Raw genomic sequence first — 24,639 nt, forward strand, 5'->3', positions numbered from 1 at the left:
AGTTTTTTAGTGTTGATTGTCTTCTTCGCGGATTGTCCGCAAATTGCAGGCGAGTTGATTTAAGGTCGAGCTGAAGGCGGCAAGCTCCGCTTCGGGGATGGTACATGTGACGCGATGTTGGTATGTCTCTATCACCCGGTTGAGTTCTTCCAGCCTTGCGCGGCCTTGCGCGGTCAGCGTGAGCAGGCGAATGCGTTTGTCATAAGGCGATGTGGAACGCAGCAGATAGCCGTGCTTTTCCAGCTGTGAGAGGGTGCGCATCAGCGGCGGCAGTTCAATACCCTGCACCTCTGCCAGTTCACTGACCGAGACGTTGTCTCCCAGTTGATACAGCTGCATCAGTACCGTCCAGCTTGACTGCGTCAGGCCAGTGTCGGTAATGGCTGCATCAATAATGGCCCGCCACTGGCGCACCACCATTGCCATGCGCATCCCCATCGGGCGGCGGGCAAACCGTTCATCTTCAGTCATGTTTTCTTCCCCTCATCGCTGAGAAGAAAATAATACTTATCAGGGTAAGTATCAAGAAACAGACTAATCAGAAGCATGAATTGATAAATACCATGAATGAAAAAGAGGCCGGGTGGTAGCCCCCGGCCTTTGTTGGTGAAGAAAAATCACTCCACCTGATCGCGTCGCAGCCCGACATCCCGCAACCGCTCGTCGCTCATCTGCTGCAATAAGCGCCGCGTTTGCGCCCGCAAATGCCAGCGTTTTATCACCTGCCAGATCTGCACAAATCCAATAAACGGCTGCTTTGCTTTATTTTCGTGAAATTCCATACCTTGCCTCCCCGTCTTGCCAGAGGCTTTATCTTCACGGATTTGGCCAGGCACAATACAGACTCACAAAGTACTTTTCTTTAACATACAGATTGGTTAAAAAGGATTCTGCATCGCATTAACTACGCCAATCTGTACTGGTTTTTTAATCTGTATGGTACCCATGAGGGATACAGCATGACCCGTTACCAACATCTGGCCAATCTGCTGGCCGAACGCATTGAGCAAGGGCTGTATCGCCATGGCGAAAAACTGCCTTCGGTACGCAGCCTGAGCCAGGAGCACGGGGTCAGCATCAGCACCGTTCAGCAGGCGTATCAGACGCTGGAACAGCGTCAGTTGATCACCCCCCAGCCACGTTCCGGCTACTTTGTCGCGCCGCAAAAAGCGCAGCCTCCGGTGCCGCTGATGTCGCGACCGGTCCAGCGTCCAGTGGAGATAACCCAGTGGGATCAGGTGCTGGATATGCTGAAAGGCAACGCGGACAAATCCATCACGCCTTTCAGCAGTGGCGTGCCCGATATCAATCAACCCAGCCTGAAGCCGCTCTGGCGCGAGTTAAGCCGCGTGGCGCAGCATAATCTGAAAGCGATTTTGGGCTACGATGAAATCTCCGGGTGCCGTGAACTGCGCAGTCAGATTGCGCGCCTGATGCTGGACAGCGGTTCGGTGGTTAATGCAGATGATATTGTGATCACCAGCGGCAGTCAGAGCGGAATGTCGCTGGCGTTGCTGACGGTCTGCCAGCCCGGAGATATTGTCGCCGTTGAATCACCGGCCTACTACGGCACGATGCAGCTACTGCGCGGCTTAGGGATCAAGGTGATTGAGATCCCAACCGATCCTGACACCGGGATCAGCATTGAAGCGCTGGAGCTGGCGCTGGATCAGTGGCCGATCAAAGGCGTGCTGCTGGTTCCCAACTGCAACAACCCTCTCGGATTCATTATGCCGGATACGCGTAAGCGGGCGGTGCTCGCCCTCGCCCAGCGTCACGATATTGTTATTTTTGAAGACGATGTGTATGGCGAGCTGGCCACAGAGTATCCGCGCCCGCGCACTATCCACTCCTGGGACAGCGACGGCCGTGTAATACTCTGCAGTTCGTTTACAAAATCCGTCGCCCCCGGTCTGCGCGTCGGTTGGGTGGTTCCCGGTCGCTATTACAACAAACTGCTGCACATGAAGTACGCCGTCATTGGCACCAACGTTCCTGCCACGCAACTGGCGGCCGCCACCTTCGTGCGCGAGGGGCATTACCATCGTCATATCCGACGCATGCGCCAGATTTATCAGCGCAATATGGAGATCTACACCTGCTGGGTACGGGAGTACTTCCCCTGCGGGATCTGCGTCACCCGACCAAAAGGTGGCTTTATGCTGTGGGTAGAATTGCCGCAGCAGGTCGATATGGTCTGCGTTGCTAAACAGCTCTGTCGGTTGAAAATAAAGGTCGCCCCGGGATCGCTGTTCTCCGCATCCGGAAAGTATCGTAACTGTGTGCGCATCAACTGCGCGTTGCCGCCCAACGAGAAGCATCAGGAAGTGATGCAAAAGCTCGGGGAAGCAGTAAAGGCGGCAATGGAGTAAATCAGACCGCCCGGTGCTACCGGGCTGGCGATTGCGCAGAGCCAGCCATCTCTCTTTGCGAGGCGATTTCCGGGATAAATACGTCCCTATGTAACGTCTGCATTTGTCTGGAACCCGTCACGCAGAATCGCTATCTCAATACGCATTCCCGCTTTTTGACCGCGCAGCCTGTGCTATAACAAATCATCACTTTCAGGGAGGACGCGATATGACATACACCCGGGATATTCCACAGTCGTTCTGGCGTGATGAACAGCTCCCGTGGCTGGAGCTGCGCAGCACCTGGCAAAGCCAGCAGGCCTATAAACGACATCACCACTCTCAGCTCTCAATCGGGGCAATTCTTGAGGGGGAAACATGCTGCCAGTGCAATGGCAAGGAATACCGTCTGAAAGTGGGCGATCTGATTGTGATCCCGCCACTGGCACCCCACAGCTGCAACCCCGTTAACGGGCAGTTTCGCAGCTATCACATGCTTTATCTTGATACCCAGTGGTGTCTTGCTAGTCTTCCTGCGCAGAACAACAACCAACTGCTTTGTTCGCGCGATCCCGTTATCCGCGATCCGCAATTATTCCAGCGCTATTTGGATCTTGTGGCACTTATGCAGCAACGGCAAACGACGCGGGTAACGGATGCCGCACAAGCATTGCTGCGCTCGCTGCCATTGCAGTCGGTAGCACCGGAAAACCTAAGCGCCGCCAGCCAGTATCTGCGCGAGCGGTTGCAGACCAACCTGCAGGCTCCGCCCTCGCTGGGCGATTTGGCGCAAGAGTGCAGCATGCGTAAAGAAACGCTGATCCGTACCTTTAAGCAGGACACCGGACTCACACCGGCAAGTTATCTGAACATCTTGCGGGTTGACTATGCCCGCCAGCGGCTTCGTGCCGGGGATGAGATTGCCGATGTCGGCTATCAGAGCGGGTTTGCCGACCAGAGCCATTTCCATCGCACCTTTGTCCGCTACACCGCAGCCACGCCGCGCCAGTACGCGTTGGGACGATCAATATCAGACAATAATTAGCGCTGCGCCAGGCGTACAGTTCTCTCAGATTCATTGTCTGAGGTCGCTATGTCGTTGCTTACTGAACTTTTTCCTTCTGCTTTCCCCGCGCTGGTGCTGGCGCATTTTGTCGCATTGCTCAGCCCAGGACCGGACTTTTTTTTACTGGTCGGTTACGCCGCCCGTTACCGGATGCGCGGCAGCGCCGGGCTGTGTGTGGGTATCGCCGTCGGCAATGGGCTATATATCCTGCTGGCAATTATCGGTTGGGGGATCCTGCGCCAGCTTCCCCTGCTGTTTACGGTTATTGAGCTGCTGGGCGCGCTCTATTTATTGTGGATAGGCAGCCTGCTGATACGCAGCCGCCCGCAAGCTCTGACCGGAGCAGACGCCCTGTCTGCCTGCCCGGGATTTGGTAAACAGCTGCTGCTGGGGCTAGGTTCGTCACTGCTTAACCCAAAAAATGCGCTGTTTTATCTGGCGCTGATGACCGCCCTGCTCGGCCCATCGGTAACGCTGCTGCAACAAGCAGTGAGCGGGATCTGGATGACCAGCGTGGTGCTGTTATGGGATCTGCTGATTGTGATGTTCATCGGCTTGCCGCAGATCCAGCGGTGGTTAACCTTGGGGATCGTGTGGATCGAACGCATCGCCGGGGGCGTACTGATCGTCTTCGGCGGTGCGATCGCGCTGCGTTTTCTGCAGAGCGTCACTTTCTGATAAGCGTGACGAATTTCTGCAAATAAAGCGGATAAACCCGTTTAATTAATATCCAGTTCGCATTACACTTTGGGTGGCTATTATCCATTCAACCAATTATTCCCGAGGTGCGATGTGCTGATTGTTACCTGTAATCGTTACGTTTTCTGACCCGGGTCTGAAAACGTTTCTCCTGTTTGCGCCTCGCGCGGGCAGCGTTTTTGATTACATGAAATTCAGTACATTTGCAGTCTGCTTTTTTCTGTCATCGGCCTGACGTCTCAAAGACGGTATTGAATTTCGCTATTCCCGTTGAGGGTTTTCTCCCGACAAGGAGCTGTTTTATGCAACGGATTCTCGCGTTTTTCTCCCAACGCGCCACGACGCTATTTTTCCCCATCGCGTTGATTTTATATGACTTCGCCGCCTATCTGTCGACGGACCTGATCCAGCCCGGCATCATTAATGTCGTGCGCGATTTCAACGCCGATGTCAGCCTGGCACCGGCTGCGGTGAGCCTTTATCTGGCAGGCGGCATGGCGCTGCAATGGTTGTTAGGCCCGCTTTCCGACCGGATTGGCCGCCGGCCGGTGCTGATCGCGGGGGCGTTCATCTTTACGCTCGCCTGCGCGGCCACGCTGTTCACCACCTCAATGACGCAATTTCTGGTTGCCCGATTTGTGCAGGGCACCAGCATCTGCTTTATCGCAACCGTAGGCTACGTCACGGTGCAGGAGGCGTTTGGGCAAACGAAGGCCATCAAACTGATGGCGGTAATCACCTCTATTGTACTGGTTGCTCCGGTTATTGGCCCGCTCTCCGGAGCAGCGCTGATGCACTTTGTCCACTGGAAGTTTCTGTTTGCCATTATTGCCGTCATGGGGTTTATCGCCCTGATTGGGTTAGCGTTAGCCATGCCAGAAACCGTCCAGCGCGGCACGGTGCCGTTTAGCGCGCGTGGCGTACTGCGCGATTTCCGCGACGTTTTCCGCAACCGGGTATTCCTGTTTGGCGCAGCCACGCTATCGCTAAGCTATATCCCGATGATGAGCTGGGTGGCGGTCTCACCAGTGATCCTGATTGATGCGGGCGGCATGACCACATCGCAGTTTGCCTGGGCGCAGGCGCCGGTATTTGGCGCGGTGATCGTCGCCAATATGGTGGTGGTTCGTTTTGTGAAGGATCCAACCCAACCCAGTTTTATCTGGCGCGCCGTGCCTGTTCAACTGAGCGGGTTAGCGGTGCTGATCGCGGGTAATTTGCTGTGGCCGCACGTCTGGCTGTGGTCAGTGCTGGGAACGAGCCTGTATGCGTTTGGCATTGGAATGATCTTCCCGACGCTGTTCCGCTTTACGCTGTTTTCCAACAACTTACCGAAGGGCACGGTTTCCGCGTCGCTGAATATGGTGATCCTGACGGTGATGGCGGTTTCTGTAGAAATTGGACGCTGGCTATGGTTTAACGGCGGCAGGATTTCGTTTCATCTGCTGGCGGTTGTGGCGGGGATCGCTGTCGTGTTCACGCTGGCAGCCTTGCTCAAACGGGTGCGCCAGCATGAGGCAACGACGTTAGCCACTGAAAACTAACCTGCCCGCTTATCCGGCCTACGACAACTATGTAGGCCGGAGAAGGCGCTTGCGCCATATCCGGCACTAATCACATCACCTTACGCAATGCGTGCAAATCCCGCTTCGAGATCGGCAATCAGGTCGCCAATATCCTCCAGGCCAATATGCACCCTGACCAGCGTGCCGCTGAAATCCACCTCTCCAGCCGGTCGGATGCTGTTCAGCTCTTCCGGCTGGTTCGCCAGAATGAGCGACTCAAATCCACCCCACGAATAGGCCATATGGAACAGCGAGAAATTATCGAGGAAATTCGCCATCTGTTCGTCGGCCAGTCTCTTTTTCAGCACAAATGAGAACAGGCCTGAGCTTCCGGTAAAATCACGCTGAAAATACTCATGGCCGGGACACTCCGGTAATGCCGGATGATTCACCCGCGCCACTTCCGGTCTTGCCGACAACCAGCGGGCAATATGGATACTGCTCTCCTGATGCTGCTTAAGGCGTACCGCCAGGGTGCGCAATCCGCGGCTGCCGTTGTAGGCGGTATCGGCATCCAGCGTTTGCCCCATCAGGTAGGAGTTCTCGCGCAGACGATCCCAACAACGGGCGTTAGACACCGCCGTGCCCAGCATGCCGTCCGAATGACCGATGGTGTACTTCGTTCCCGCCTGAATAGAAATATCCACGCCATAATCCAGCGCTTTGAACAGTACGCCCGCCGCCCAGGTGTTGTCGATCATAATGACAATCTCCGGATTCACCGCGCGGATAGCCTTCACCATCCCCGGCACGTCCTGGACTTCCATGGTGATAGAACTTGGTGACTCAAGGAATACAACCTTCGTTTCCGGACGCAGAAGATCGACGATACCTGCACCAATCAGCGGATCGTAATACGTTGTTTCCACATTGAATTTACTCAGGATCTTATTGCAAAAATCCTGAGTTGGTTCATAGGCCGCGCCGGTCATCAGGATATGATCGCCGCTTTGGACAAACGCCAGAATCGCATTAGTCACCGCCGCCGCGCCGCACGGGTACAGCGCGCAGCCAACGCCGCCTTCCAGTTCGCTCATGGCCTTCTGGAAAGCAAAGTGGGTGTAAGTCCCGCGACGACCGTAAAACAGCTCGCCGTTCGCACGATTGGCGGTGGCAAATTTCTTGTCCTTCACGGTATCAAACACCAGTGAAGAGGCACGTTGGATAACCGGATTCACCGCTCCCTGGGTGTAGCGTTTGTCACGACCAGCAACAACCAGTTGCGTCTCAAGCTTCATTGCGTCTTTCATAACATCTCCTGTTCTTAATCCGTGTGAAACCTATACCACCGCAGCAGTAGAGTTTATTTCAGTGTTGGTCTGCTTTTTTCCTGCGAACCGTTCAACAATCTGCGCCGCATTCAAATCATGGATAACGTTAATCAGCGTGGCTGGCGCATCGGTAATGGTGCCCAGCACCACCAGCATCGGAATCGCTTCCATTGGCAGGCCCAGCGTGGTGACGATAAAGATTTCACCGAGGAACGCCCCGCCCGGCACGCCGCCAACGATAATGGCGGAGAGCACCGCAATCAGCATCGTCAGGAAGAAGGTTTCGGTAGTGAATTCCATGCCCAGCACGGAATAGATAAAGACGATTTTCAGCGCGGCAATCATCGCCACACCGCCCTTGTTCAGGTTAACCAGTAGCGGAATGGACACATCAACGATTTCCGGGTTAATCCCCATCGCCTTACCGGCGCGCAGGGTTACAGGTAGCGTTCCCAGTGAAGAGCAGGTCCCCAGCGCGGTGGCTGAAGGTTCAATCGCGTTTCGCCAGAAGGCTTTGACCGCCGGAATACCGCCGCCAATATACGAATAGAGAATCGAGCCAAAAACGAAGTAGACCAGCGTAGCAACCATAAACAGGCCGATAGCGCGGGCAAAGGTTAACAGTAGTGCAGAGTCCTGACTGGCCATGGTGGCCGCGAAATAGCAGCCCAGACCAACCGGTGCCACCTTCATAATGATCGAGACGATCTTCATGATCACGGTATTGGCATCTTCCAGCAGCGACGCAATGCGTTTACCCGCCTGATCCGATTGCCCAATCGCCACACCGGCGATGATCGCCATTACGATCAGCGCCAGAATATTGGACTTAGAAAACAGTCCGATAAAGTCGCTGGTGGTGATCATGCTGACAAAATCCATCTTGCCGCTGCCCGCCTGCACCGACTGCGAGAGATCGATAGTGACGCCCTGTGCCGGGTTATACCATAGCGCCAGCGCGACGATCCCCGCCGCAGGAATAAAGGCCATTGCGATCGAAACAATGAAGATAATCGCCATAATACGTCCCAACCTTTTCAGGTCGGTCATACTGGCGATGGAAGACATGACGCTGATCCCCACCAGTGGCACAATAATCATAAATAACAGGTTCAGGAATATCTGACCTATCGGCTGGAGTTTACCTGCAAACGATGGGGCATAAATACCTAATAAGCCGCCAATCACCAGAGCAACTAATAAAATAATCGACGATCTGTAGGGTTCGAGTCGTGACCACATAATCGGTACCTTTAGAATAATAATTAATGAGATTAAATTCACAATGTGATGAGTTTCCGTTTCGCCTCCTTTTATTTTGTGACGTAACTCACCTAAGTTGTTATTTTTTCATTTTGCCAGCAAGTTGTTTCCTGTGATTCAATAGTTGCATGTTTAAAAGGCGAATGTAACGGCCTATTCGTACCGTTTTTGCAAATCACTTGTGAATTTAAGGAAATTATGAGTACGCCGATTTCACTCAAGCATCTGGAGTTTTTTACTAAAATCGTCGACTGCGGAGGATTGTCAGAAGCCGCGGCGCAGCTCAACGTCTCGCCGTCTGCGGTCAGCAAAAGCCTGGCAGCGATGGAAGATACGTTAGGCACGACATTAATTAAACGCACCACCCGCAGTATTACCCTGACCGACGCCGGGCAATATCTCTTCAACCGCGCTAATAAGCTGTTGAAAGAATTCGATGAAACGCTGAATACCACCTCCGGTTATTACCACAGCCCGCAGGGTGAATTACGCATAACCTGCTCCATTGCGTTTGGTTATTCCCGGCTGGTGAACCTGGTGGATAAATATCGCTCCCAGTTCCCGGATGTGAATCTGTATATCGATCTCAACGATAACTTCGTCAATCTGAACGAAACGGATTTCGACATTGCCCTGCGAATTTCCACCGCGCCGCCGCAAAACTATGCGATGCGCAAGCTGGTGCCTGTTCGCTGGGCGTACTGTGCCTCACCCGGCTACCTTGCCAAAAAAGGTATGCCCCAGCGTCGCAGCGATCTGGTGGATCATGATTGCCTGGTTTACCCGGGCCTCACGCCGGTACTGAAGGTGGCAGATGAACAGGATCGACTGCATCAGTTGAAACTGCATATGCCGATCCAGGCCAACAGCAGTCTGGTGCTGTTGAAGTCGGTGCTAGAAGATCAGGGGGTGGCGTATTTGCCCACTTATCTGATTGGCGATCATATTCAAAAAGAAGAGATAACACCGCTGATGCTCGACGGCACCATCACCTGTGAAACTCATGCCCTGTATGCGCTCTATTTTCCCAGTAAGTACAGCAATCCGAAGGTGCGTTCGTTTATCGATTTTCTGGTCGCAGAACTTGGTCCCTTACCGGCGTGGGATAACTGGATCCCAGGATAAACGCTTACCACCTGAAAATGGGAGACGCGCCACAATTTTTGCGCGATCCCCCCGTCTGGCTCTATCCTTAAGCCTATGAATAAAATTGCTGAACTCAAACGTGCCAAGCGCCTGGCGCTCTCTCTGCTGCTGATCGCTGCCGCGACGTTCGTCATCACGCTGTTTTTGCCGCCCAACTTCTGGGTACTCGGGATCAAAGCGATTGCTGAAGCGGCGATGGTCGGCGCGCTGGCGGACTGGTTCGCCGTGGTAGCGCTTTTTCGTCGGGTGCCGATCCCGTTTATCTCGCGCCATACGGCGATTATCCCGCGTAATAAAGACCGAATCGGCGAAAATCTTGGTCAGTTTGTACAAGAAAAATTCCTCGATACCCAGTCGCTGATAGCCCTGATCCGCCGCCATGAACCGGCGCTGTTGATCGGCAACTGGTTCAGCCAGCCGGAAAACGCCCAGCGCATCGGCCAGCATCTGCTGCAGATCATGAGCGGTTTTCTCGAACTGACCGACGACGCCCGCATTCAGCGGCTGATCAAGCGGGCGGTGCACAAGGCCATCGACAAGGTCGATCTCTCCGGAACCAGCGCGCTGATGCTAGAAAGCATGACCAAAAACAATCGCCATCAGGTGCTGCTCGATACGCTGATCGCCCAACTTATCGCCCTGCTCCAGCGCGACAGTTCACGGGTGTTTATCGCCAGACAGGTAGTGCACTGGCTGGAAACCGAACATCCGCTGAAAGCAAAGATCCTGCCGACCGAATGGCTGGGCGAGCACAGCGCCGAGCTGGTGTCGGATGCCGTTAACTCCTTGCTGGATGACATCAGCCACGATCGGGCGCATCAGATCCGCCACGCGTTCGATCGCGCTACGTTTAAGCTCATCGATAAGCTCAAACACGATCCTGAGATGGCCGCGCGGGCCGAAAGCATGAAAAGCTATCTGAAGGAAGACGAAGCCTTCAACCATTATCTTGGCGAACTGTGGGCAGACCTGCGCCAGTGGGTGAAAACCGACATTAACGCAGATGATTCCCGCGTGAAGCAGCGCATCGCCAGCGCCGGGCAGTGGTTCGGCGAAACGCTGGTAGCCGACAGCGCCCTGCGTGCCTCACTGAATGGGCATCTGGAGCAGGCCGCGCACAAAGTTGCCCCGGAGTTCGCCAGCTTCCTGACGCGCCATATCAGCGACACGGTGAAAAGTTGGGATGCACGCGATATGTCGCAGCAAATTGAGTTAAACATTGGCAAAGATTTGCAGTTTATTCGCGTCAACGGCACGTTGGTTGGCGGTTCAATCGGGCTGGTGTTATATCTGTTGTCGCAAATTCCGTCACTGCTGACGCTGGCGAATTTTTAAGGAGAAAGATTCAATGACAATGAGCATCCGCATTTTTTCCCTGCGCGAGACGCCAGAAAAGCTGCACGAGATCACCGCTTACTTTCAGCAGCAATGGGCCTCAGAAGACTCCATGGCGGTATACGAGGATGCATTGCGCCGTTGTATTGGCGCAAAGAACCCGCTACCGCAGTGGTACTGGCTACAGGATGGTGGCAGCATTGTTGGCTGCGCCGGATTGATCACCAATGATTTTATTAGTCGCGGCGAACTGTGGCCGTGGCTATGCGCGCTCTATATCGATCCTCGCTATCGTGGTCACGGCCTGGCGTTTCGCCTGATCGAACATATTGCACAGCAGGCCAGACTGCTGGGGTTTATGCAGCTCCATTTGTGTACCGACCTGCAAGGTTTATACGAGAAAGCGGGATTTTACTTTGACGGGCCGGGCTATCATCCGTGGGGAGAAGTCTCACGGGTCTACAGTCGTAATCTGTAAACGCGCAATTGTTGCACATCAATAAAACCTGACATATTACAGGGTTATAATGCGGCGTCTTTTTACTGTCTCCCGTGTTACGGGGAAGGAAAATCATGTCGCTAATCACCGATTTACCCGCTATTTTCAATCAATTCTCCGACGCCCGTCAGAAAGGTTTTCTCACCGTAATGGATCTTAAAGAGCAAGGTATTCCGCTCGTTGGGACCTATTGCACCTTTATGCCGCAGGAGATTGCGATGGCGGCGGGCGCGGTCGTCGTTTCCCTGTGCTCGACCTCTGATGAAACCATTGAAGAGGCCGAAAAAGATCTGCCGCGGAACCTGTGTCCGCTAATCAAAAGCAGCTACGGGTTTGGCAAAACCGACAAATGCCCCTACTTCTATTTCTCTGACCTGGTGGTGGGCGAAACCACCTGCGATGGTAAAAAGAAAATGTACGAGTACATGGCCGAATTTAAAGCGGTACATGTAATGCAACTGCCCAACAGCGCCAGCGATGCGGCTTCCCGTGCGCTATGGAAAGCCGAGATCCGGCGTCTGCAGCAGGTCGTCGAAGCCCGTTTTGGCACAGCCATTACCGAAGCTGCGCTGCGTGAAGCCGTTATTCTCAAAAACCAGGAACGCCGGGCGCTGGCGAATTTCTACCGCGTTGGCCAACTTAACCCACCCGCACTTAGCGGCAGTGACATTCTGAAAGTCGTCTACGGCGCCACCTTCCGTTTTGATAAAGAAGCGTTGATCGACGAGCTTAATAGCATGGCCGAGCGCGTACATCTGGAATGGCAGGCAGGGAAACGTCTGGCGTCACGTCCGCGCATCCTGATAACCGGCTGCCCCATTGGCGGCGCGGCAGAGAAAGTCGTTCGTGCCATTGAAGAAAACGGTGGTTGGGTCGTGGGTTATGAAAACTGCACCGGCGCAAAGGCCACCGAACAATGCGTGGCGGAAACCGGCGATGTCTACGACGCGCTGACTGATAAATACCTCGCCATCGGCTGCTCCTGTATTTCTCCTAACGATCAACGCCTGAAAATGCTCAGTCAAATGGTTGAAGAGTACCAGGCTGACGGCGTCGTCGATGTCATTTTGCAGGCTTGCCACACCTACGCCGTTGAATCACTCGCTATTAAGCGTCACGTACGCCAACAGCACAACATTCCTTATATCGCGATTGAAACCGACTATTCCAGCGCAGATATCGGCCAGCTCAGTACCCGCGTCGCCGCATTCATTGAGATGTTGTGAGAAACGCAGATGACATACTCAATTGGGATTGATTCTGGATCCACGGCGACGAAAGGCGTTTTGCTGGAAGGTAGCGTCATCAGACGCCGCTTCCTTTGCCCAACGCCTTTTCGCCCCGCGGACGCGATCGCGCAGGCATGGGAAACGTTGCAGGCTGGGCTGGAGAACCGACCATTTTTAACCCTCACCGGGTACGGACGGCAGCTCGTCGATTATGCCGACAAACAGGTCACTGAAATTTCCTGCCACGGGCTTGGTGCGCGATTGCTGGCTCCCGGCACCCGCACAGTGATTGATATCGGTGGTCAGGACAGTAAAGTCATCCAGTTGGATGACGATGGCAATCTCAGCGATTTCTTAATGAATGACAAGTGCGCTGCCGGAACCGGACGGTTTCTGGATGTTATCTCACGCACCCTCGGAGCCAGCGTAGAGCAGTTGGATACGATTACTGCTGGCGTCGAACCGCATGCTATCACCAGCATGTGTACAGTATTTGCCGAGTCAGAAGTCATTAGCCTGCGCTCTGCGGGCATCGCGCCAGAGGCGATTCTGGCTGGCGTGATCAACGCAATGGCCAGACGCAGCGCTAACTTCATCGGGCGGCTTTCAGCACAAGCACCGCTGTTATTTACCGGTGGAGTCAGCCACTGTCACGCCTTTGCCCGTATGCTCGAAGGTCATGTAGGCATTCCCGTACACACGCATCCCGACGCACAGTTTGCCGGTGCAATCGGAGCGGCGTTGATAGGCCAGCGTCAGGGGAAACGTCAGTGAAGGAAACGCTGTTCTTGTTTCATTCCACTGTCGGTGTCATCAAAATGCGCAAGGCGCTACAGGCCGCAGGGGTCCGCTTTCGGGTGGCGGATATTCCCCGCGAGCTACGCGGTGGTTGCGGACTCTGCATCTACATCGACTGTGCTACTGGCATGGAAGAAGAATGGGTGATCCCTGGGCATACCGAATCTATCTACCGCCAGGAAAACGGAAACTGGCGCTGTATAGCCGCGTTCCCCGCCTCCTGAACACGCCTGATTAGCGCGAAACGCTGATATATACTCGAATTATCCAGGGTATAAACAACCGCTTATAGTCTGTAAAGACCATCACTCCGCTAACGCCATAGATATATTTTCATCAGATTGTTCTGCAATTAAATGTCAGCATTTAATGACCTGTAAATAACAGTCAAACACCGCTCTAAAAACTTTATGATTTACTTTTACGTATATACATTTGCTGATAGCACATGCGTAAAAATGGACATATTACTTAAATTGCAACAGCACTTGCGGGAAGAGCACATGTCGAGGTTAAAAAACTCATACTTGGGTTGATTATTCTGGCTGGTTTAATTAGCACGGTAGGCGATTATAAAAACTTTGGTCTATTTGGTGCAGCAGGATTGTTGATTATATTTCTGCTAACAACCGTTTTCTTGTGGCAGTGGGCTTCTGGAAAGTTTCCGATGGAAGTCATGCGTATTTCCATTACGCATAATCCTCTTTTTTACCTCATTCTCTGTGCCGTTGCATGGGTAAAAGTGGATATCTGGAAATGGCTATTTAGCGATCTACAGACGGAACAAAACCAACCGATGTGAGTCTCAAAAGCATATGTAAAAAAGGCGTCTTACTAAAGACGCCTTGTTCAATCATCACAAAAACTTAGAACTGGTAAGTCAGACCAGCAACAACCTGGTTATCGTCGTTTTTGCCATCAAGCAGGTTAATTTTGTAACCCACATCAGCCACCATGTTTTTGTTGAAGTAGTAATCAGTACCCAGCGCAACGTATTCGGTCTTATCCGTGTTGTTATTGGTGTCACGCGTATGCACGTATGCCACGTTCGGACGCAGGCCAAAATCAAACACACAGGCAGCCATCGCTTCAAAATGTTGTGCTTTATCAACCCCCTGAGTCAGATTATGGGACTCGCCGTACAGGGTCGCAACGTAGATAGCATTCGCGTCATATTTCAGGCCAGCGCCCCAGAACTCAGCGTTATTGCCTTCCCACTTACCGTCTTTATTGCCTTTCTTTTGGTCTGCGGTAATTGAGCTATTTGTGTAGGTCGCAATGGCAGAAACACCGGAATCCGCAATATTGTCATAGCCCAGGGAGAAGCCGTAGCCGTTACCGTGCTGCTTAGCCGGATTTCCATTGGTGTCATCCTGACCCTGGTATTGCGCGCCGATGTTCAGACCATCAACGGCACCAAACAGATTTTTGGTGCGGAGTGTTGCAACGCCAGAAGTGCGTGTAGTAAGGAAACGGTCAGTATCCTCAAAGGAGTCACCGCCGAACTCTGAAAGAGTATCAGTATAAGCTCCCACATCGTAAGCGATGCCATAGTTACGACCGTAGTCAAAACTGACGTCATGACCATAATCCAGGCCAGCAAACGCCAGACGTGTATTAACGCCATCCTGAGAACCTTCTGCTTTGGCGGCATCAAACTGACTTTCAAACTGGCCGTAACCGGACAGTTGATCGTTGATTTGCGTCTCACCGCGAAAACCCAGACGCGCGTAAGTACCATCAGCATCTTTACCATCAGTCCAGGAATGTACCGCTTTTACTTTGCCGTACAGATCCAATTTGTTGCCATCTTTATTATAAATTTCCGCTGCATGAACGGAGGTTACCCCTAATGCCATTGCAGCTATGGATTAAGGGGCAATACCAATAACACACCAAAAAAAATACCAATGAAGGTAATAATGAAGTGGCAAGACATAATTCATTTTTGGATTTTCAATCAAAACCGGACAGCGATAATTACTCGAGACTTTCACTCTCATTAACTGAGCGATGCAACATTAATGCTTCCGCAATAATGTCTTGTTTACTTTTACGCGTTTCAAATGCCAGTGTTCGGACATATTCCCAAAGAGAAGTATCAACACGGGCACTTAAAAGAACCATATCTTTAGATCGGGTCCCTCTGGCTTTTCGGATATCGGGATAATCTCGAGAAGGCATTTTTAACTCCTGAACGCAATAACACGCTTATGGCGATGAAATATGCAGTCAGTGTAAAAACATGTCAACGGCAAAAAAAAATCAAAATAGTAATGAAACTGTTAATAAACCAAAAAAAAGTGGAACGATATTTCAAATGAAAGATAACTTGATTGTAGAATAATGTGTAATTTTTACTTTACGAATATTTGTTCTTACTCATTTGATTAAAATGGGAGAGGCTGGACGAGTAATCAACCTGCGTAAACAAAACATCATTCTGACCAATAAGTTACAGAGCGTGATTAATGTCTACTTTTATCTAAACCCTCTGTTTTTATACGCCCTTAAGTACACATTAACGGCACTAACCGTTGGGCAAATCAGTGTGATTCTCACTTCGCATTGACCTGTTTTGTCGAAAAATAAGCACGAAAAGGTAAAAATAAGGTAAATGGTGCATTTTTTTGCACGCGAAAATAAGTTATTTTTAATTGATATATATCAATTTTCGCTCCGCAATTACGCTGCAAAAAATGCCATCAGCATTGATGGAAACATTATTTTACGTCGCGTCCAGACGGGGAAAATAGTCAGCGAAAATCAGCGGGAAGTGATACGCGGGCCGGAATGGCCCACGTTGTAAAAGGGAAGGAAAATCAGGCGTTAACTTTATCCAGCGGCCAGGAATCAAACAGATAACCATCAAAATCAATGTCATCAACATTTGAAAACTCCAGCAGACGCTGTTTGACGTTTTCCAGATGCTGCCACATGGCCAGCTTGGCCGCGCGGGCATCTTTTTTAATGAGTGCCGCCAGGATCTGCTTGTGGTCGCCCATCCACTCTTTTCGGTAATGAGTATCGTCGAGGTGGCTATGGAGCTGGATCCACATCGGGTTGTTCTCACGCCACTGCCATGACTGGCGAAACAGCTCCACCAGCATGCTGTTATGCGTGGCTTCAGCGATGGCGAGATGGAACTGCATGTCGCCGCTTTCAGAACCGTTCGGCTCACTGGACGCCAGCTCCCGCTCTTCCAGTTGCAACGCCTGGCGCATTTTGACGATATCTTCGCGGGTAGCCTGCAGCGCGGCAAATTCGGCGATATTGCTTTCCAGCAGTTGTCGCGCCTGCAGCAGCTCAAACGGGCCCGCATCATTGCAATGATTTGCATCCGTACTGTCGATAGTCTGCGCGTCCGCGTTGTCGAGCACGTAGATCCCGGCCCCGCGGCGCACGTCCACCAGGCCTTTAATTTCCAGCATGATTAACGCTTCGCGAACCACCGTACGAGTGACATTGAGCATCTCGGCAATTTCACGCTCTGGCGGCAAGCGCTCACCGGGCTGGTACGGCGTCTGAACAATCAGATCGCGGATCATGGCACCCACTTCCTGGTAGGGTCTTTGCTGAGAAGTGTTCGATTTCATCGTGTTACGTCCGTCAGATGCGTGTAGTCAGATACGGGGAATAGGTATCGAACTATAGCATTTGCGGGAAGCCAAAAACAGAAAACGGGTCAACCAAACCAATATTTTGATTGACCCGTCATAGTTCGGAGGTTATGCGTCAGCGCTTAATGCCGCAACGCACTCACGTGCGCCGTGTTCACATAGCTGTTGATACGTCGCGATAATGGTCTCCACAAAGCCAGCGTTTTCCGCCAGGTCATGACCAAAAATGCCAGACAGCCCCAGCAGCGCCGTCACGCGCTCGGCGCCCTGGTACTGTTGGTTAATGTGCTGGAATTCAGCCAGCATAGGGTCGACAACATCAATGGCCTGCCCTTGCTCATCCACACCGTGGGTGTAGCGCATCCAACCCGCTACGCCCAGCGCCAGGTGACGCCAGCCGCTGGCGTTTTGCAGGTGCAGACGCACCGGATCCAGCAGGCGCTGCGGTAATTTCTGGCTGCCGTCCATCGCAATCTGCCAGGTACGGTGGCGCAGAGACGGGTTGCTGAAACGCTCGATCAGCAGCGTGGCGTAGGCGTTGAGATCGGTGCCTTCCGGCATCGAGAGCGTCGGCGCTTGCTCCTGCATCATCAGCGCAAACGCCGCTTTGCGGTACGCCGGATTGGTCATAGTATCGGCGATGGTTTCATAGCCGCCAAGATAACCCAGATATGCGAGGAAAGAGTGGCTGCCGTTGAGCATGCGCAGTTTCATCATTTCAAACGGCACCACGTCGGCTACGAACTGTGCGCCAACCTTGTCCCAGTCAGGACGACCGTTGACAAAATTGTCTTCAATTACCCACTGACGGAACGGCTCGCAGGCGATAGCACACGGATCGTAAACACCCAACTGGTCGGCAATCTCCTGCAACGTTTCCGGCGTCGCCGCCGGAACAATGCGGTCGACCATAGTGCACGGGAAAGTCGCATTAGCTTCAATCCACTGCGCCAATTGCGGGTCGCGCGCCTGCGCCAGCCCCAGTACCGCGACTTTCGCCACATGCCCATTTTCACGCACGTTATCGCAGGACATCACGGTAAAGGCCGCCAGCCCCTGCTCACGGCGCAGGTACAGCGCTTGTACGATGTAACCAATCGCCGATTTCGGCGCGGTCGGATTCGCCAGATCGTGTTTAATCAGCGGGTTATTGAGATCTAACTGACCGCTGGCCGCATCGGTGCAGTAGCCTTTTTCGGTGACCGTCAGCGAAACAATTGCCGTCTGCGGGCGCGCCATCGCCTGTAAAATACCGTCACAGCCGTCAAGATCCGGGTGCAGCGCTTCTTTCATTGAGCCGATCACTTTCAGCACGGTGTTGTCCGCGCCTTTTTCCGCCACGGTATACAGCAGTTGCTGCTTGCGCAGATTTTCAATCAGTACGCGGTCGTTACCCGGCATCAGGTTAACTTCACAGATCCCCCAGTCGCTGTCGGTGGTTTCCAGCAAATGATGGGTATACAGCGCCTGATGCGCGCGGTGAAAAGCGCCGCATCCCAGGTGAACAATGCGGGATTGCAGGCGCGAGCGGTCCCATGCAGGGCGCGCAACCGGCAGGTCGCTATTGGCAATTGTCGTTGTCATCGTGAACTCCAGAACCCGTTGAAAGGCCAACGGATGAGAAAAGAAAAACGCCGGCCAGACTGGTGGCCGGCAACTCGCTTTAGCGGCTGAAGAAAGCGCGCTGGATAGCCATCTCAACGCCGCGCACTTCCGCCAGCCCTTTCAGGCGACCAATCGCGGAGTAGCCTGGGTTGGTTTTCTTTTTCAGATCGTCCAGCATCTGGTGGCCATGGTCCGGACGCATGGGGATCAGATCCTCTTTGCCCTCGGCTTTACGGCGTTGTTCTTCTTCAACGATCGCTTTCACCACTTCGTACATGTCGACATCGCCATTAAGATGCGCCGCCTCATGGAAGCTTTTCGGGTTATCTTCACGCAGCGTGGAGCGCAGATGGGTGAAGTAAATGCGTGGGCCAAACTGTTTGATCATGTCGACCAGATCGTTGTCTGCCCGAACGCCGTAGGAGCCGGTGCACATGGTGAAACCGTTCGCCATGCTGTTGACCGTATCGACCATCCACTGCATATCTTCCACGGTGGAAACAATGCGCGGCAGGCCAAGGATCGGGCGCGGCGGATCGTCCGGGTGTACCGCCATGCGTACGCCAGCTTCTTCCGCCACTGGAATAATCGCCTTCAGGAAGACGGCGAAATTCTCACGCAGCGCGGCTTTATCGATATCTTTATAGCGCGCCAGATGTTGGCGGAACTGGTCGAGCGTGTAGCCTTCTTCCGCACCCGGCAGACCGGCGATGATGTTGCGGGTCAGACGCGCTTTGTCTTCATCGCTCATGGTGGCGAAGCGTTCATTTGCCTGAGCAATCTCTTCGGCGGTGTAATCCGCTTCCGCGCCCGGACGCTGGAGGATATGCAGCTCAAAGGCGGCAAATTCAATCTGGTCAAAACGCAGCGCTTTGGAGCCATCCGGCAGGACGTATTCCAGGTCGGTACGGGTCCAGTCGAGAACCGGCATGAAGTTGTAGCACACGGTACGAATACCGCACTGAGCCAGGTTACGCAGGCTTTGCTGGTAGTTGGCGATCCACTGCAGATAGTTACCGGAACGGGTTTTAATGTCTTCGTGGATCGGTACGCTTTCGACGACCGACCAGACCAGGCCCGCCTGCTCAATAATGGCTTTGCGTTTTAGGATCTCATCAACTGTCCACACTTCCCCGTTCGGGATATGGTGCAAAGCGGTGACAACACCTGTGGCACCCGCCTGACGTACATCCGCTAAGGTGACCGGATCGTTAGGACCATACCAGCGCCATGTCTGTTCCATGTTTTATTCCTCGTTACGTTATGGACTCGACGATATGGCACATAAATTCCTCCTTTTGGTATGACATGTCAACCTGAAGCTCAAAATTGGTTAACCAAATCACAATTCATGCTGATGATACCGCCATTTTACGGCCATGCAGCCCAGTAAGAATGTAAACATGTAACGCAATGTGACATTCATCGCATCAATGGTTAACCAATATATGTAACATCTCAACCAAAATCATAATAGTTCAACCAATAAAGGTAGACGTTATATGCACGTTCTCAATATTCTGTGGGTCGTATTCGGCATCGGTCTGATGCTGGTGCTCAATCTAAGATTCAAAATAAACTCGATGGTCGCCCTGCTGCTGGCGGCGCTCTCGGTCGGTATGCTGGCGGGTATGGATTTAATGGAGCTGCTGCACACCATGAAATCCGGTTTTGGCAGCACGCTGGGTGAACTGGCGATTATCGTGGTATTCGGGGCGGTCATCGGTAAGCTGATGGTTGATTCCGGGGCGGCGCATCAGATTGCCCATACGCTGCTGGCGCGCCTCGGCCTGCGCTACGTGCAGCTGTCGGTGATCATTATTGGTCTGATCTTCGGCCTAGCGATGTTCTATGAAGTGGCATTTATTATGCTGGCGCCGCTGGTGATCGTCATTGCCGCAGAGGCGAAGATCCCGTTCCTCAAGCTGGCGATCCCCGCCGTTGCCGCCGCCACCACCGCTCACTCGCTGTTCCCACCACAGCCGGGCCCGGTTGCGCTGGTTAACGCCTACGGCGCGGACATGGGCATGGTCTACATCTACGGTATTCTGGTGACCATTCCGAGCGTGATCTGCGCCGGGCTTATCCTGCCGAAGTTCCTCGGCAACCTCGATCGCCCAACGCCGTCATTTATGAAGGCCGACGTACCGGTTGACCAGAACAATCTGCCATCCTTCGGTGTTTCTATTCTGGTACCGCTGATCCCGGCAATCATCATGATCTCCACCACCATCGCCAACATCTGGCTGGTGAAAGGGACGCAGGCGTGGGAAGTGGTCAACTTCTTAGGCTCATCGCCGATTGCGATGTTTATCGCCATGGTTGTCGCCTTCGTGCTGTTTGGTACCGCGCGTGGTCACGACATGCAGTGGGTGATGAACGCCTTTGAAAATGCGGTGAAAAGCATCGCCATGGTGATCCTGATCATCGGCGCTGGCGGTGTACTGAAGCAGACCATTATTGATACCGGCATTGGCGATACCATCGGCATGCTGATGTCGCACGGCAATATCTCTCCGTACATCATGGCGTGGTTGATAACCGTGCTTATTCGTCTGGCAACCGGACAAGGCGTGGTCTCCGCCATGACGGCGGCAGGGATTATCAGCGCCGCCATCCTCGACCCGGCAACCGGTCAACTGGTTGGCGTTGACCCGGCGTTACTGGTGCTGGCAACGGCAGCAGGCTCCAACACCCTGACCCATATCAACGATGCCTCGTTCTGGCTGTTCAAAGGCTACTTTGACCTGTCGGTGAAGGATACGCTGAAAACCTGGGGTCTGCTGGAGCTGGTGAACTCCGTGGTTGGCCTGATTATCGTATTGATCATCAGCATGATTGCATAACGTCGATACCGCTCTGGCCCGCAGCGCCAGAGCGGTTTTCCATCCTGCCTCAACAATCCTCAATAATCAGATACACCGCCTTCACCGGGCCATGCACCCCAACCACCTTGATAAGCTCAATATCCGCCGTCGAACTGGGTCCACTGATGATGTTAATGCACGATGGCATACGCTCGCCGGCCTGCGCCTTCTGATGCAGTTTTTCTGCCAGTTGCGCCACGCGCGGCAGGATAGCGCTTTTGCGTAGCACGAAAATTGAGGACTCCGGCAGCAGGCTAATTGAACGCCCACGCTCCGGTGCGGAAAACAGCACCACGCCGCCGGACTCGGTCAGGCCATACTCGGCATACACCACGCCCACTTTCGCCTGCTCGGCCTGAGTAATATTTTCGCTGCCACGCGCCGGATCCCAGACCACAGCGTTACATTCCTGTTGCAAGCGTTCGGTAATGCCCAGCGCCGCCAGCCGGCTGTCGCCGCTGATGACCACCGGCTGACCCAACTCTTCGCACAGGCGTTGCGCGGCTTCTGCGGCCTGGTCTTCGCGAGTCAGCTCACAGCGAGCCAGCATCACCTCGCTGGCAAACTGGACAAACGCATCGCAGCGCTGCTGCGGGCTAAGTTCGGTCAGGCGTTCATTGGCATAGTTGTTCACCGGCGCGGCATCCGTTTGCGGCTCAAAACGCAGCGGGCGACCCAGCGCCTGGGCGATGGTATTTAAAAACGCGGTACGGTTATCCATTCTTTTTCTCCTGCGCCTGATGTTTCTTAAACCAGCTACGGAAGCTCTCGCCGTCGGCATCAGGCAGATCGCGCGCCTCCATCCAGTCACCAATCGCGCCAACCTTGAGCGGCGTTTTGCCGCCATTGATAAACCAGCTCGCCGCATGTGCGCCCGCCATCATCCCGACTTTCCACAGCCCAGGATGACTATTGGCGTAGGCGAACATTTTGATCGCCCGTCGCTCGGCTTTCGGCGTAATGCCCTCCTCGGCCATCACCCGGCGATGACGCAGGATCAGTTTTGACAGCGGAATTTTAACCGGACAAACGCTGTCACAGGCCGTGCATAATGAACAGGCGTATGGCAGATCTTTAAAATCTTTATAGCCACCGAGCAGCGGAGAGATCACCGCGCCGATAGGGCCGGGATAGATAGAACCATAACCGTGTCCGCCAATGTGGCGGTACGCCGGGCAGGTGTTCATACAAGCCCCGCAGCGGATGCAGCGCAGCACATCGCGAAACTCTGAACCCAGCACCTGCGAGCGCCCATTATCGACAATCACCAGGTGGAACTCTTCCGGGCCGTCGACGTTATCCGCCTCACGTGGGCCGGTCAGCCAGGTGTTGTAGCCCGTCAGACGCGCGCCCACGGCGCTGCGCGCCAGCATGGTGATCAGCACATCCACATCGGCAAAGGTCGGTGCGATACGCTCCATGCCCATCACCGCAATGTGCGTTTTCGGCAGCGTAGTACACATCCGCGCGTTGCCTTCGTTGGTCACCAGGCATACAGAGCCGGTTTCCGCCACGGCAAAGTTACAGCCGGTAATACCGATTTCGGCACTGAGGAAATCCTCGCGGATATTCTGGCGAATGAATAAGGTCATCGCCTCTGGCGTTTCCGGGCCGTCATACCCCAGACGCTCATGCAGCACGCGGCGGATCTGATAGCGATCTTTATGAATAGCCGGGACCACAACGTGCGAAGGCGGATCCTGATCCAACTGCAGGATATATTCGCCGAGATCGGTTTCGATCACCTGAATTCCGGCATCCTGCAGCACATGGTTGACGCCGATCTCTTCGGTCACCATCGACTTGGACTTCACCACCTTCTTCGCATTTTTACTTTGTGCGACCTGCAAAATGTAGCGGGTAGCGTCTTCTTTAGTCTTTGCGAAATAAACGTGGCCGCCGTTTTGTGTCACTTTCTCGGAGAGTTGATACAAGTAAGCGTCGAGGTTGCTCAGAACGTGATCGCGGATCTGACTGGCACGATCGCGCCAGTCTTCCCAGTGGCCTAGCTCATCAACCATTTTCTGCCGATTCGCACCAATACGCTCCTGCGCGTTGGCCACGGCTTTGCGCATGATCGGATCTTCGATCTGCTGACGAATGCGCAGTTTAAATTCTACATCGCTGGTTTTTATCGACATCTCTTTCCCCTCAGCGGCTCATCAGCACTTCAGCAATATGCATCACTTTGACCGGCTGGCCTTCACGTTGCAGTCGGCCGCCAATATTCAGCAGGCAGCTGACGTCAGCGCCAATCAAAAACTCCGGCTTCGCATCCATCAGATGTAAGACTTTTTCTTTCACCATCTCACCGGATATCTCGGCCATCTTGACCGAGAACGTCCCGCCAAAGCCGCAGCAGGTATCCTGATCGGCAAACGTCATCAGCTCCAGCCCGCGCACATTTTTCAGCAGCGTCAACGGCTCTTCCTTCACTCCCAGCTTGCGGGTCAGGCTGCAGGAAGGATGATATACCGCGCGGCCCTGCAGGCTGGCGCCGACATCCACCACACCCAGTTTGTTGACGATAAAAGAGGTGAGATCCTGCATACGTCCGGCAACCTTCTCGGCGCGCAGCGCCCATTCAGGCTCATCCGCCAGATACGTCGGGTAGCTTTTTACCGCGTAGGTGCAGGAGCCTGCCGGGGAGATAATTGGATCGTCGTTGTCTTCCAGGGCGGCGATCAGGTTTTTCATCCCGGGGATCGCCTCTTTGATGTAACCGCTGTTGATGGCTGGCTGACCGCAACACCCTTGCTTCTCGGGGAAATTAACGTGACAGCCCAGTTTTTCCAGCAGCAATACGGAGTCTCGTGCCATCCGTGATTTCAGGGCGTCACCAATACAGGTAACAAAGAAATTTACATTCACAATAATTGCTCCATTGCTTCATTTCTGTTTATTGCGCTTGATATCGCTATATCACGCCCAGTCTTCTGTTTGCTGGTTTTGCCGATGTCTGGGTTCATGGTGTTTGTTGGATCATGCTCCTGAGATGGTCGATTTCCGCTTCTTATATCAGGACCATCCTAAATGACTGTATTTTCATTTGTATGACAAAATCAAATAATCCTCCAATCAACTCGTACATGCAATACCCTGGTTTATTTCTTTCGGCCTCGCTCACATTTTTATATTGAAAACCACCGCGTTATGAACAGCTTAAAAATAGTTTCAGGTGCTGACTATTCCTGTCACTACCATTAATAAAAAGGTTATTAAATAACTATTTATAGGTACTTAGCCTGCTCTTAAGTATATTTACCTGGCATTGAATTTTAATTAAAAGATTACAATAGTTACAAAACCATTAATCATAATTACT

Annotated in this window: 24 protein-coding genes; 12 read left to right on the forward strand and 12 right to left on the reverse strand. The window is 53.2% G+C overall.

Annotation, left to right across the window (positions count from 1 at the left end):
* Nucleotides 1-6: 6 nt before the first annotated feature.
* Nucleotides 7-471 (reverse strand): MarR family winged helix-turn-helix transcriptional regulator, encoded by a 465-nt coding sequence (locus OGY19_RS12845; protein ID WP_115601043.1) that lies wholly within the window; start codon nt 469-471, stop codon nt 7-9.
* A 146-nt stretch (nt 472-617) separates the two neighbouring features.
* Complete coding sequence (locus tag OGY19_RS12850; RefSeq protein WP_071887315.1) at nt 618-782, reverse strand: DUF1127 domain-containing protein; 165 nt, start codon at nt 780-782, stop codon at nt 618-620.
* A gap of 177 nt (nt 783-959) precedes the next feature.
* On the opposite strand from OGY19_RS12850, the gene OGY19_RS12855 reads away from it, so the two are divergent.
* The 4 genes from OGY19_RS12855 to mdtM all read left to right on the forward strand — a co-directional run bounded on the left by OGY19_RS12855 (nt 960) and on the right by mdtM (nt 5,660).
* Nucleotides 960-2,372 (forward strand): aminotransferase-like domain-containing protein, encoded by a 1,413-nt coding sequence (locus OGY19_RS12855; protein ID WP_286596573.1) that lies wholly within the window; start codon nt 960-962, stop codon nt 2,370-2,372.
* Between the two features lie 208 nt (nt 2,373-2,580).
* On the forward strand, nt 2,581-3,396 hold the full coding sequence (locus tag OGY19_RS12860; RefSeq protein WP_101743006.1) for an AraC family transcriptional regulator: 816 nt from the start codon (nt 2,581-2,583) through the stop codon (nt 3,394-3,396).
* Between the two features lie 48 nt (nt 3,397-3,444).
* A complete protein-coding gene (locus tag OGY19_RS12865) occupies nt 3,445-4,095 on the forward strand; it encodes a LysE family translocator (RefSeq protein WP_115601045.1) in 651 nt (216 codons plus the stop codon).
* Nucleotides 4,096-4,418: 323 nt separating this feature from the next.
* Entirely contained in the window at nt 4,419-5,660 is a 1,242-nt protein-coding gene (mdtM, locus tag OGY19_RS12870; RefSeq protein WP_115601046.1) for a multidrug efflux MFS transporter MdtM, read from the forward strand.
* An 80-nt stretch (nt 5,661-5,740) separates the two neighbouring features.
* Here the strand turns inward: mdtM and metC are convergent, their stop codons facing one another.
* Together metC and OGY19_RS12880 are read right to left on the reverse strand one after the other, a co-directional pair.
* Entirely contained in the window at nt 5,741-6,931 is a 1,191-nt protein-coding gene (metC, locus tag OGY19_RS12875) for a cystathionine beta-lyase (RefSeq protein WP_115601047.1), read from the reverse strand.
* Between the two features lie 30 nt (nt 6,932-6,961).
* Nucleotides 6,962-8,194: a dicarboxylate/amino acid:cation symporter gene (locus OGY19_RS12880; RefSeq protein WP_048212807.1), complete on the reverse strand. Its 1,233-nt coding sequence runs from the start codon at nt 8,192-8,194 to the stop codon at nt 6,962-6,964.
* Nucleotides 8,195-8,413: 219 nt separating this feature from the next.
* Here OGY19_RS12880 and OGY19_RS12885 point away from each other — a divergent pair, with 219 nt between their 5' ends.
* The 7 genes from OGY19_RS12885 to OGY19_RS12915 all read left to right on the forward strand — a co-directional run bounded on the left by OGY19_RS12885 (nt 8,414) and on the right by OGY19_RS12915 (nt 14,024).
* On the forward strand, nt 8,414-9,340 hold the full coding sequence (locus OGY19_RS12885) for a LysR family transcriptional regulator (RefSeq protein ID WP_032948460.1): 927 nt from the start codon (nt 8,414-8,416) through the stop codon (nt 9,338-9,340).
* A gap of 75 nt (nt 9,341-9,415) precedes the next feature.
* Nucleotides 9,416-10,696, forward strand: coding sequence for a DUF445 domain-containing protein (locus OGY19_RS12890; RefSeq protein WP_115601048.1), 1,281 nt, complete (start codon nt 9,416-9,418; stop codon nt 10,694-10,696).
* A gap of 13 nt (nt 10,697-10,709) precedes the next feature.
* Entirely contained in the window at nt 10,710-11,174 is a 465-nt protein-coding gene (locus OGY19_RS12895) for a GNAT family N-acetyltransferase (protein WP_115601049.1), read from the forward strand.
* A 95-nt stretch (nt 11,175-11,269) separates the two neighbouring features.
* Entirely contained in the window at nt 11,270-12,421 is a 1,152-nt protein-coding gene (locus OGY19_RS12900; RefSeq protein WP_048212810.1) for a double-cubane-cluster-containing anaerobic reductase, read from the forward strand.
* Between the two features lie 9 nt (nt 12,422-12,430).
* Entirely contained in the window at nt 12,431-13,198 is a 768-nt protein-coding gene (yjiL, locus tag OGY19_RS12905; protein ID WP_115601050.1) for a putative 2-hydroxyacyl-CoA dehydratase activator YjiL, read from the forward strand.
* Nucleotides 13,195-13,446 (forward strand): putative Se/S carrier protein, encoded by a 252-nt coding sequence (locus OGY19_RS12910; protein ID WP_086523573.1) that lies wholly within the window; start codon nt 13,195-13,197, stop codon nt 13,444-13,446. The genes yjiL and OGY19_RS12910 overlap by 4 nt, the downstream gene beginning before the upstream one ends.
* Before the next feature lie 443 nt (nt 13,447-13,889).
* Nucleotides 13,890-14,024, forward strand: a complete 135-nt coding sequence (locus OGY19_RS12915; protein ID WP_255524758.1) for a hypothetical protein — start codon at nt 13,890-13,892, stop codon at nt 14,022-14,024.
* A 64-nt stretch (nt 14,025-14,088) separates the two neighbouring features.
* Here OGY19_RS12915 and OGY19_RS12920 read toward each other — a convergent pair whose 3' ends face one another.
* From OGY19_RS12920 to uxuA, 5 genes are all read right to left on the reverse strand, one after another.
* Nucleotides 14,089-15,081 carry a porin gene (locus OGY19_RS12920; RefSeq protein WP_115601051.1) on the reverse strand — a complete coding sequence of 331 codons (993 nt, stop codon included), beginning with the start codon at nt 15,079-15,081 and terminating at the stop codon, nt 14,089-14,091.
* A 121-nt stretch (nt 15,082-15,202) separates the two neighbouring features.
* Nucleotides 15,203-15,406: a hypothetical protein gene (locus OGY19_RS12925; RefSeq protein ID WP_071887314.1), complete on the reverse strand. Its 204-nt coding sequence runs from the start codon at nt 15,404-15,406 to the stop codon at nt 15,203-15,205.
* 638 nt (nt 15,407-16,044) lie between these two features.
* The gene (uxuR, locus tag OGY19_RS12930; protein ID WP_003033268.1) at nt 16,045-16,818 is read right to left on the reverse strand and encodes a Uxu operon transcriptional regulator; all 774 of its coding nucleotides are present in this window, start codon (nt 16,816-16,818) and stop codon (nt 16,045-16,047) included.
* Nucleotides 16,819-16,950: 132 nt separating this feature from the next.
* Nucleotides 16,951-18,426, reverse strand: a complete 1,476-nt coding sequence (locus tag OGY19_RS12935) for a fructuronate reductase (protein WP_115601052.1) — start codon at nt 18,424-18,426, stop codon at nt 16,951-16,953.
* A gap of 79 nt (nt 18,427-18,505) precedes the next feature.
* Nucleotides 18,506-19,690 (reverse strand): mannonate dehydratase, encoded by a 1,185-nt coding sequence (uxuA, locus tag OGY19_RS12940; RefSeq protein WP_286596576.1) that lies wholly within the window; start codon nt 19,688-19,690, stop codon nt 18,506-18,508.
* Between the two features lie 259 nt (nt 19,691-19,949).
* On the opposite strand from uxuA, the gene gntP reads away from it, so the two are divergent.
* Entirely contained in the window at nt 19,950-21,293 is a 1,344-nt protein-coding gene (gntP, locus tag OGY19_RS12945; RefSeq protein ID WP_003033260.1) for a gluconate permease GntP, read from the forward strand.
* A 49-nt stretch (nt 21,294-21,342) separates the two neighbouring features.
* Here gntP and OGY19_RS12950 read toward each other — a convergent pair whose 3' ends face one another.
* From OGY19_RS12950 to OGY19_RS12960, 3 genes are read right to left on the reverse strand one after another with little or no spacing between them, the layout of a single operon-like run.
* Nucleotides 21,343-22,035 (reverse strand): LutC/YkgG family protein, encoded by a 693-nt coding sequence (locus OGY19_RS12950; RefSeq protein ID WP_115601053.1) that lies wholly within the window; start codon nt 22,033-22,035, stop codon nt 21,343-21,345.
* A complete protein-coding gene (locus tag OGY19_RS12955; protein ID WP_115601054.1) occupies nt 22,028-23,455 on the reverse strand; it encodes a LutB/LldF family L-lactate oxidation iron-sulfur protein in 1,428 nt (475 codons plus the stop codon). Before OGY19_RS12955 ends, OGY19_RS12950 begins: the two co-directional genes overlap by 8 nt.
* 10 nt (nt 23,456-23,465) lie before the next feature.
* A complete protein-coding gene (locus OGY19_RS12960) occupies nt 23,466-24,185 on the reverse strand; it encodes a (Fe-S)-binding protein (RefSeq protein ID WP_005134137.1) in 720 nt (239 codons plus the stop codon).
* Between the last annotated feature and the right edge of the window lie 454 nt (nt 24,186-24,639).

Source organism: Citrobacter sp. Cy070, from assembly GCF_030332245.1.
GTDB lineage: Bacteria > Pseudomonadota > Gammaproteobacteria > Enterobacterales > Enterobacteriaceae > Citrobacter > Citrobacter youngae.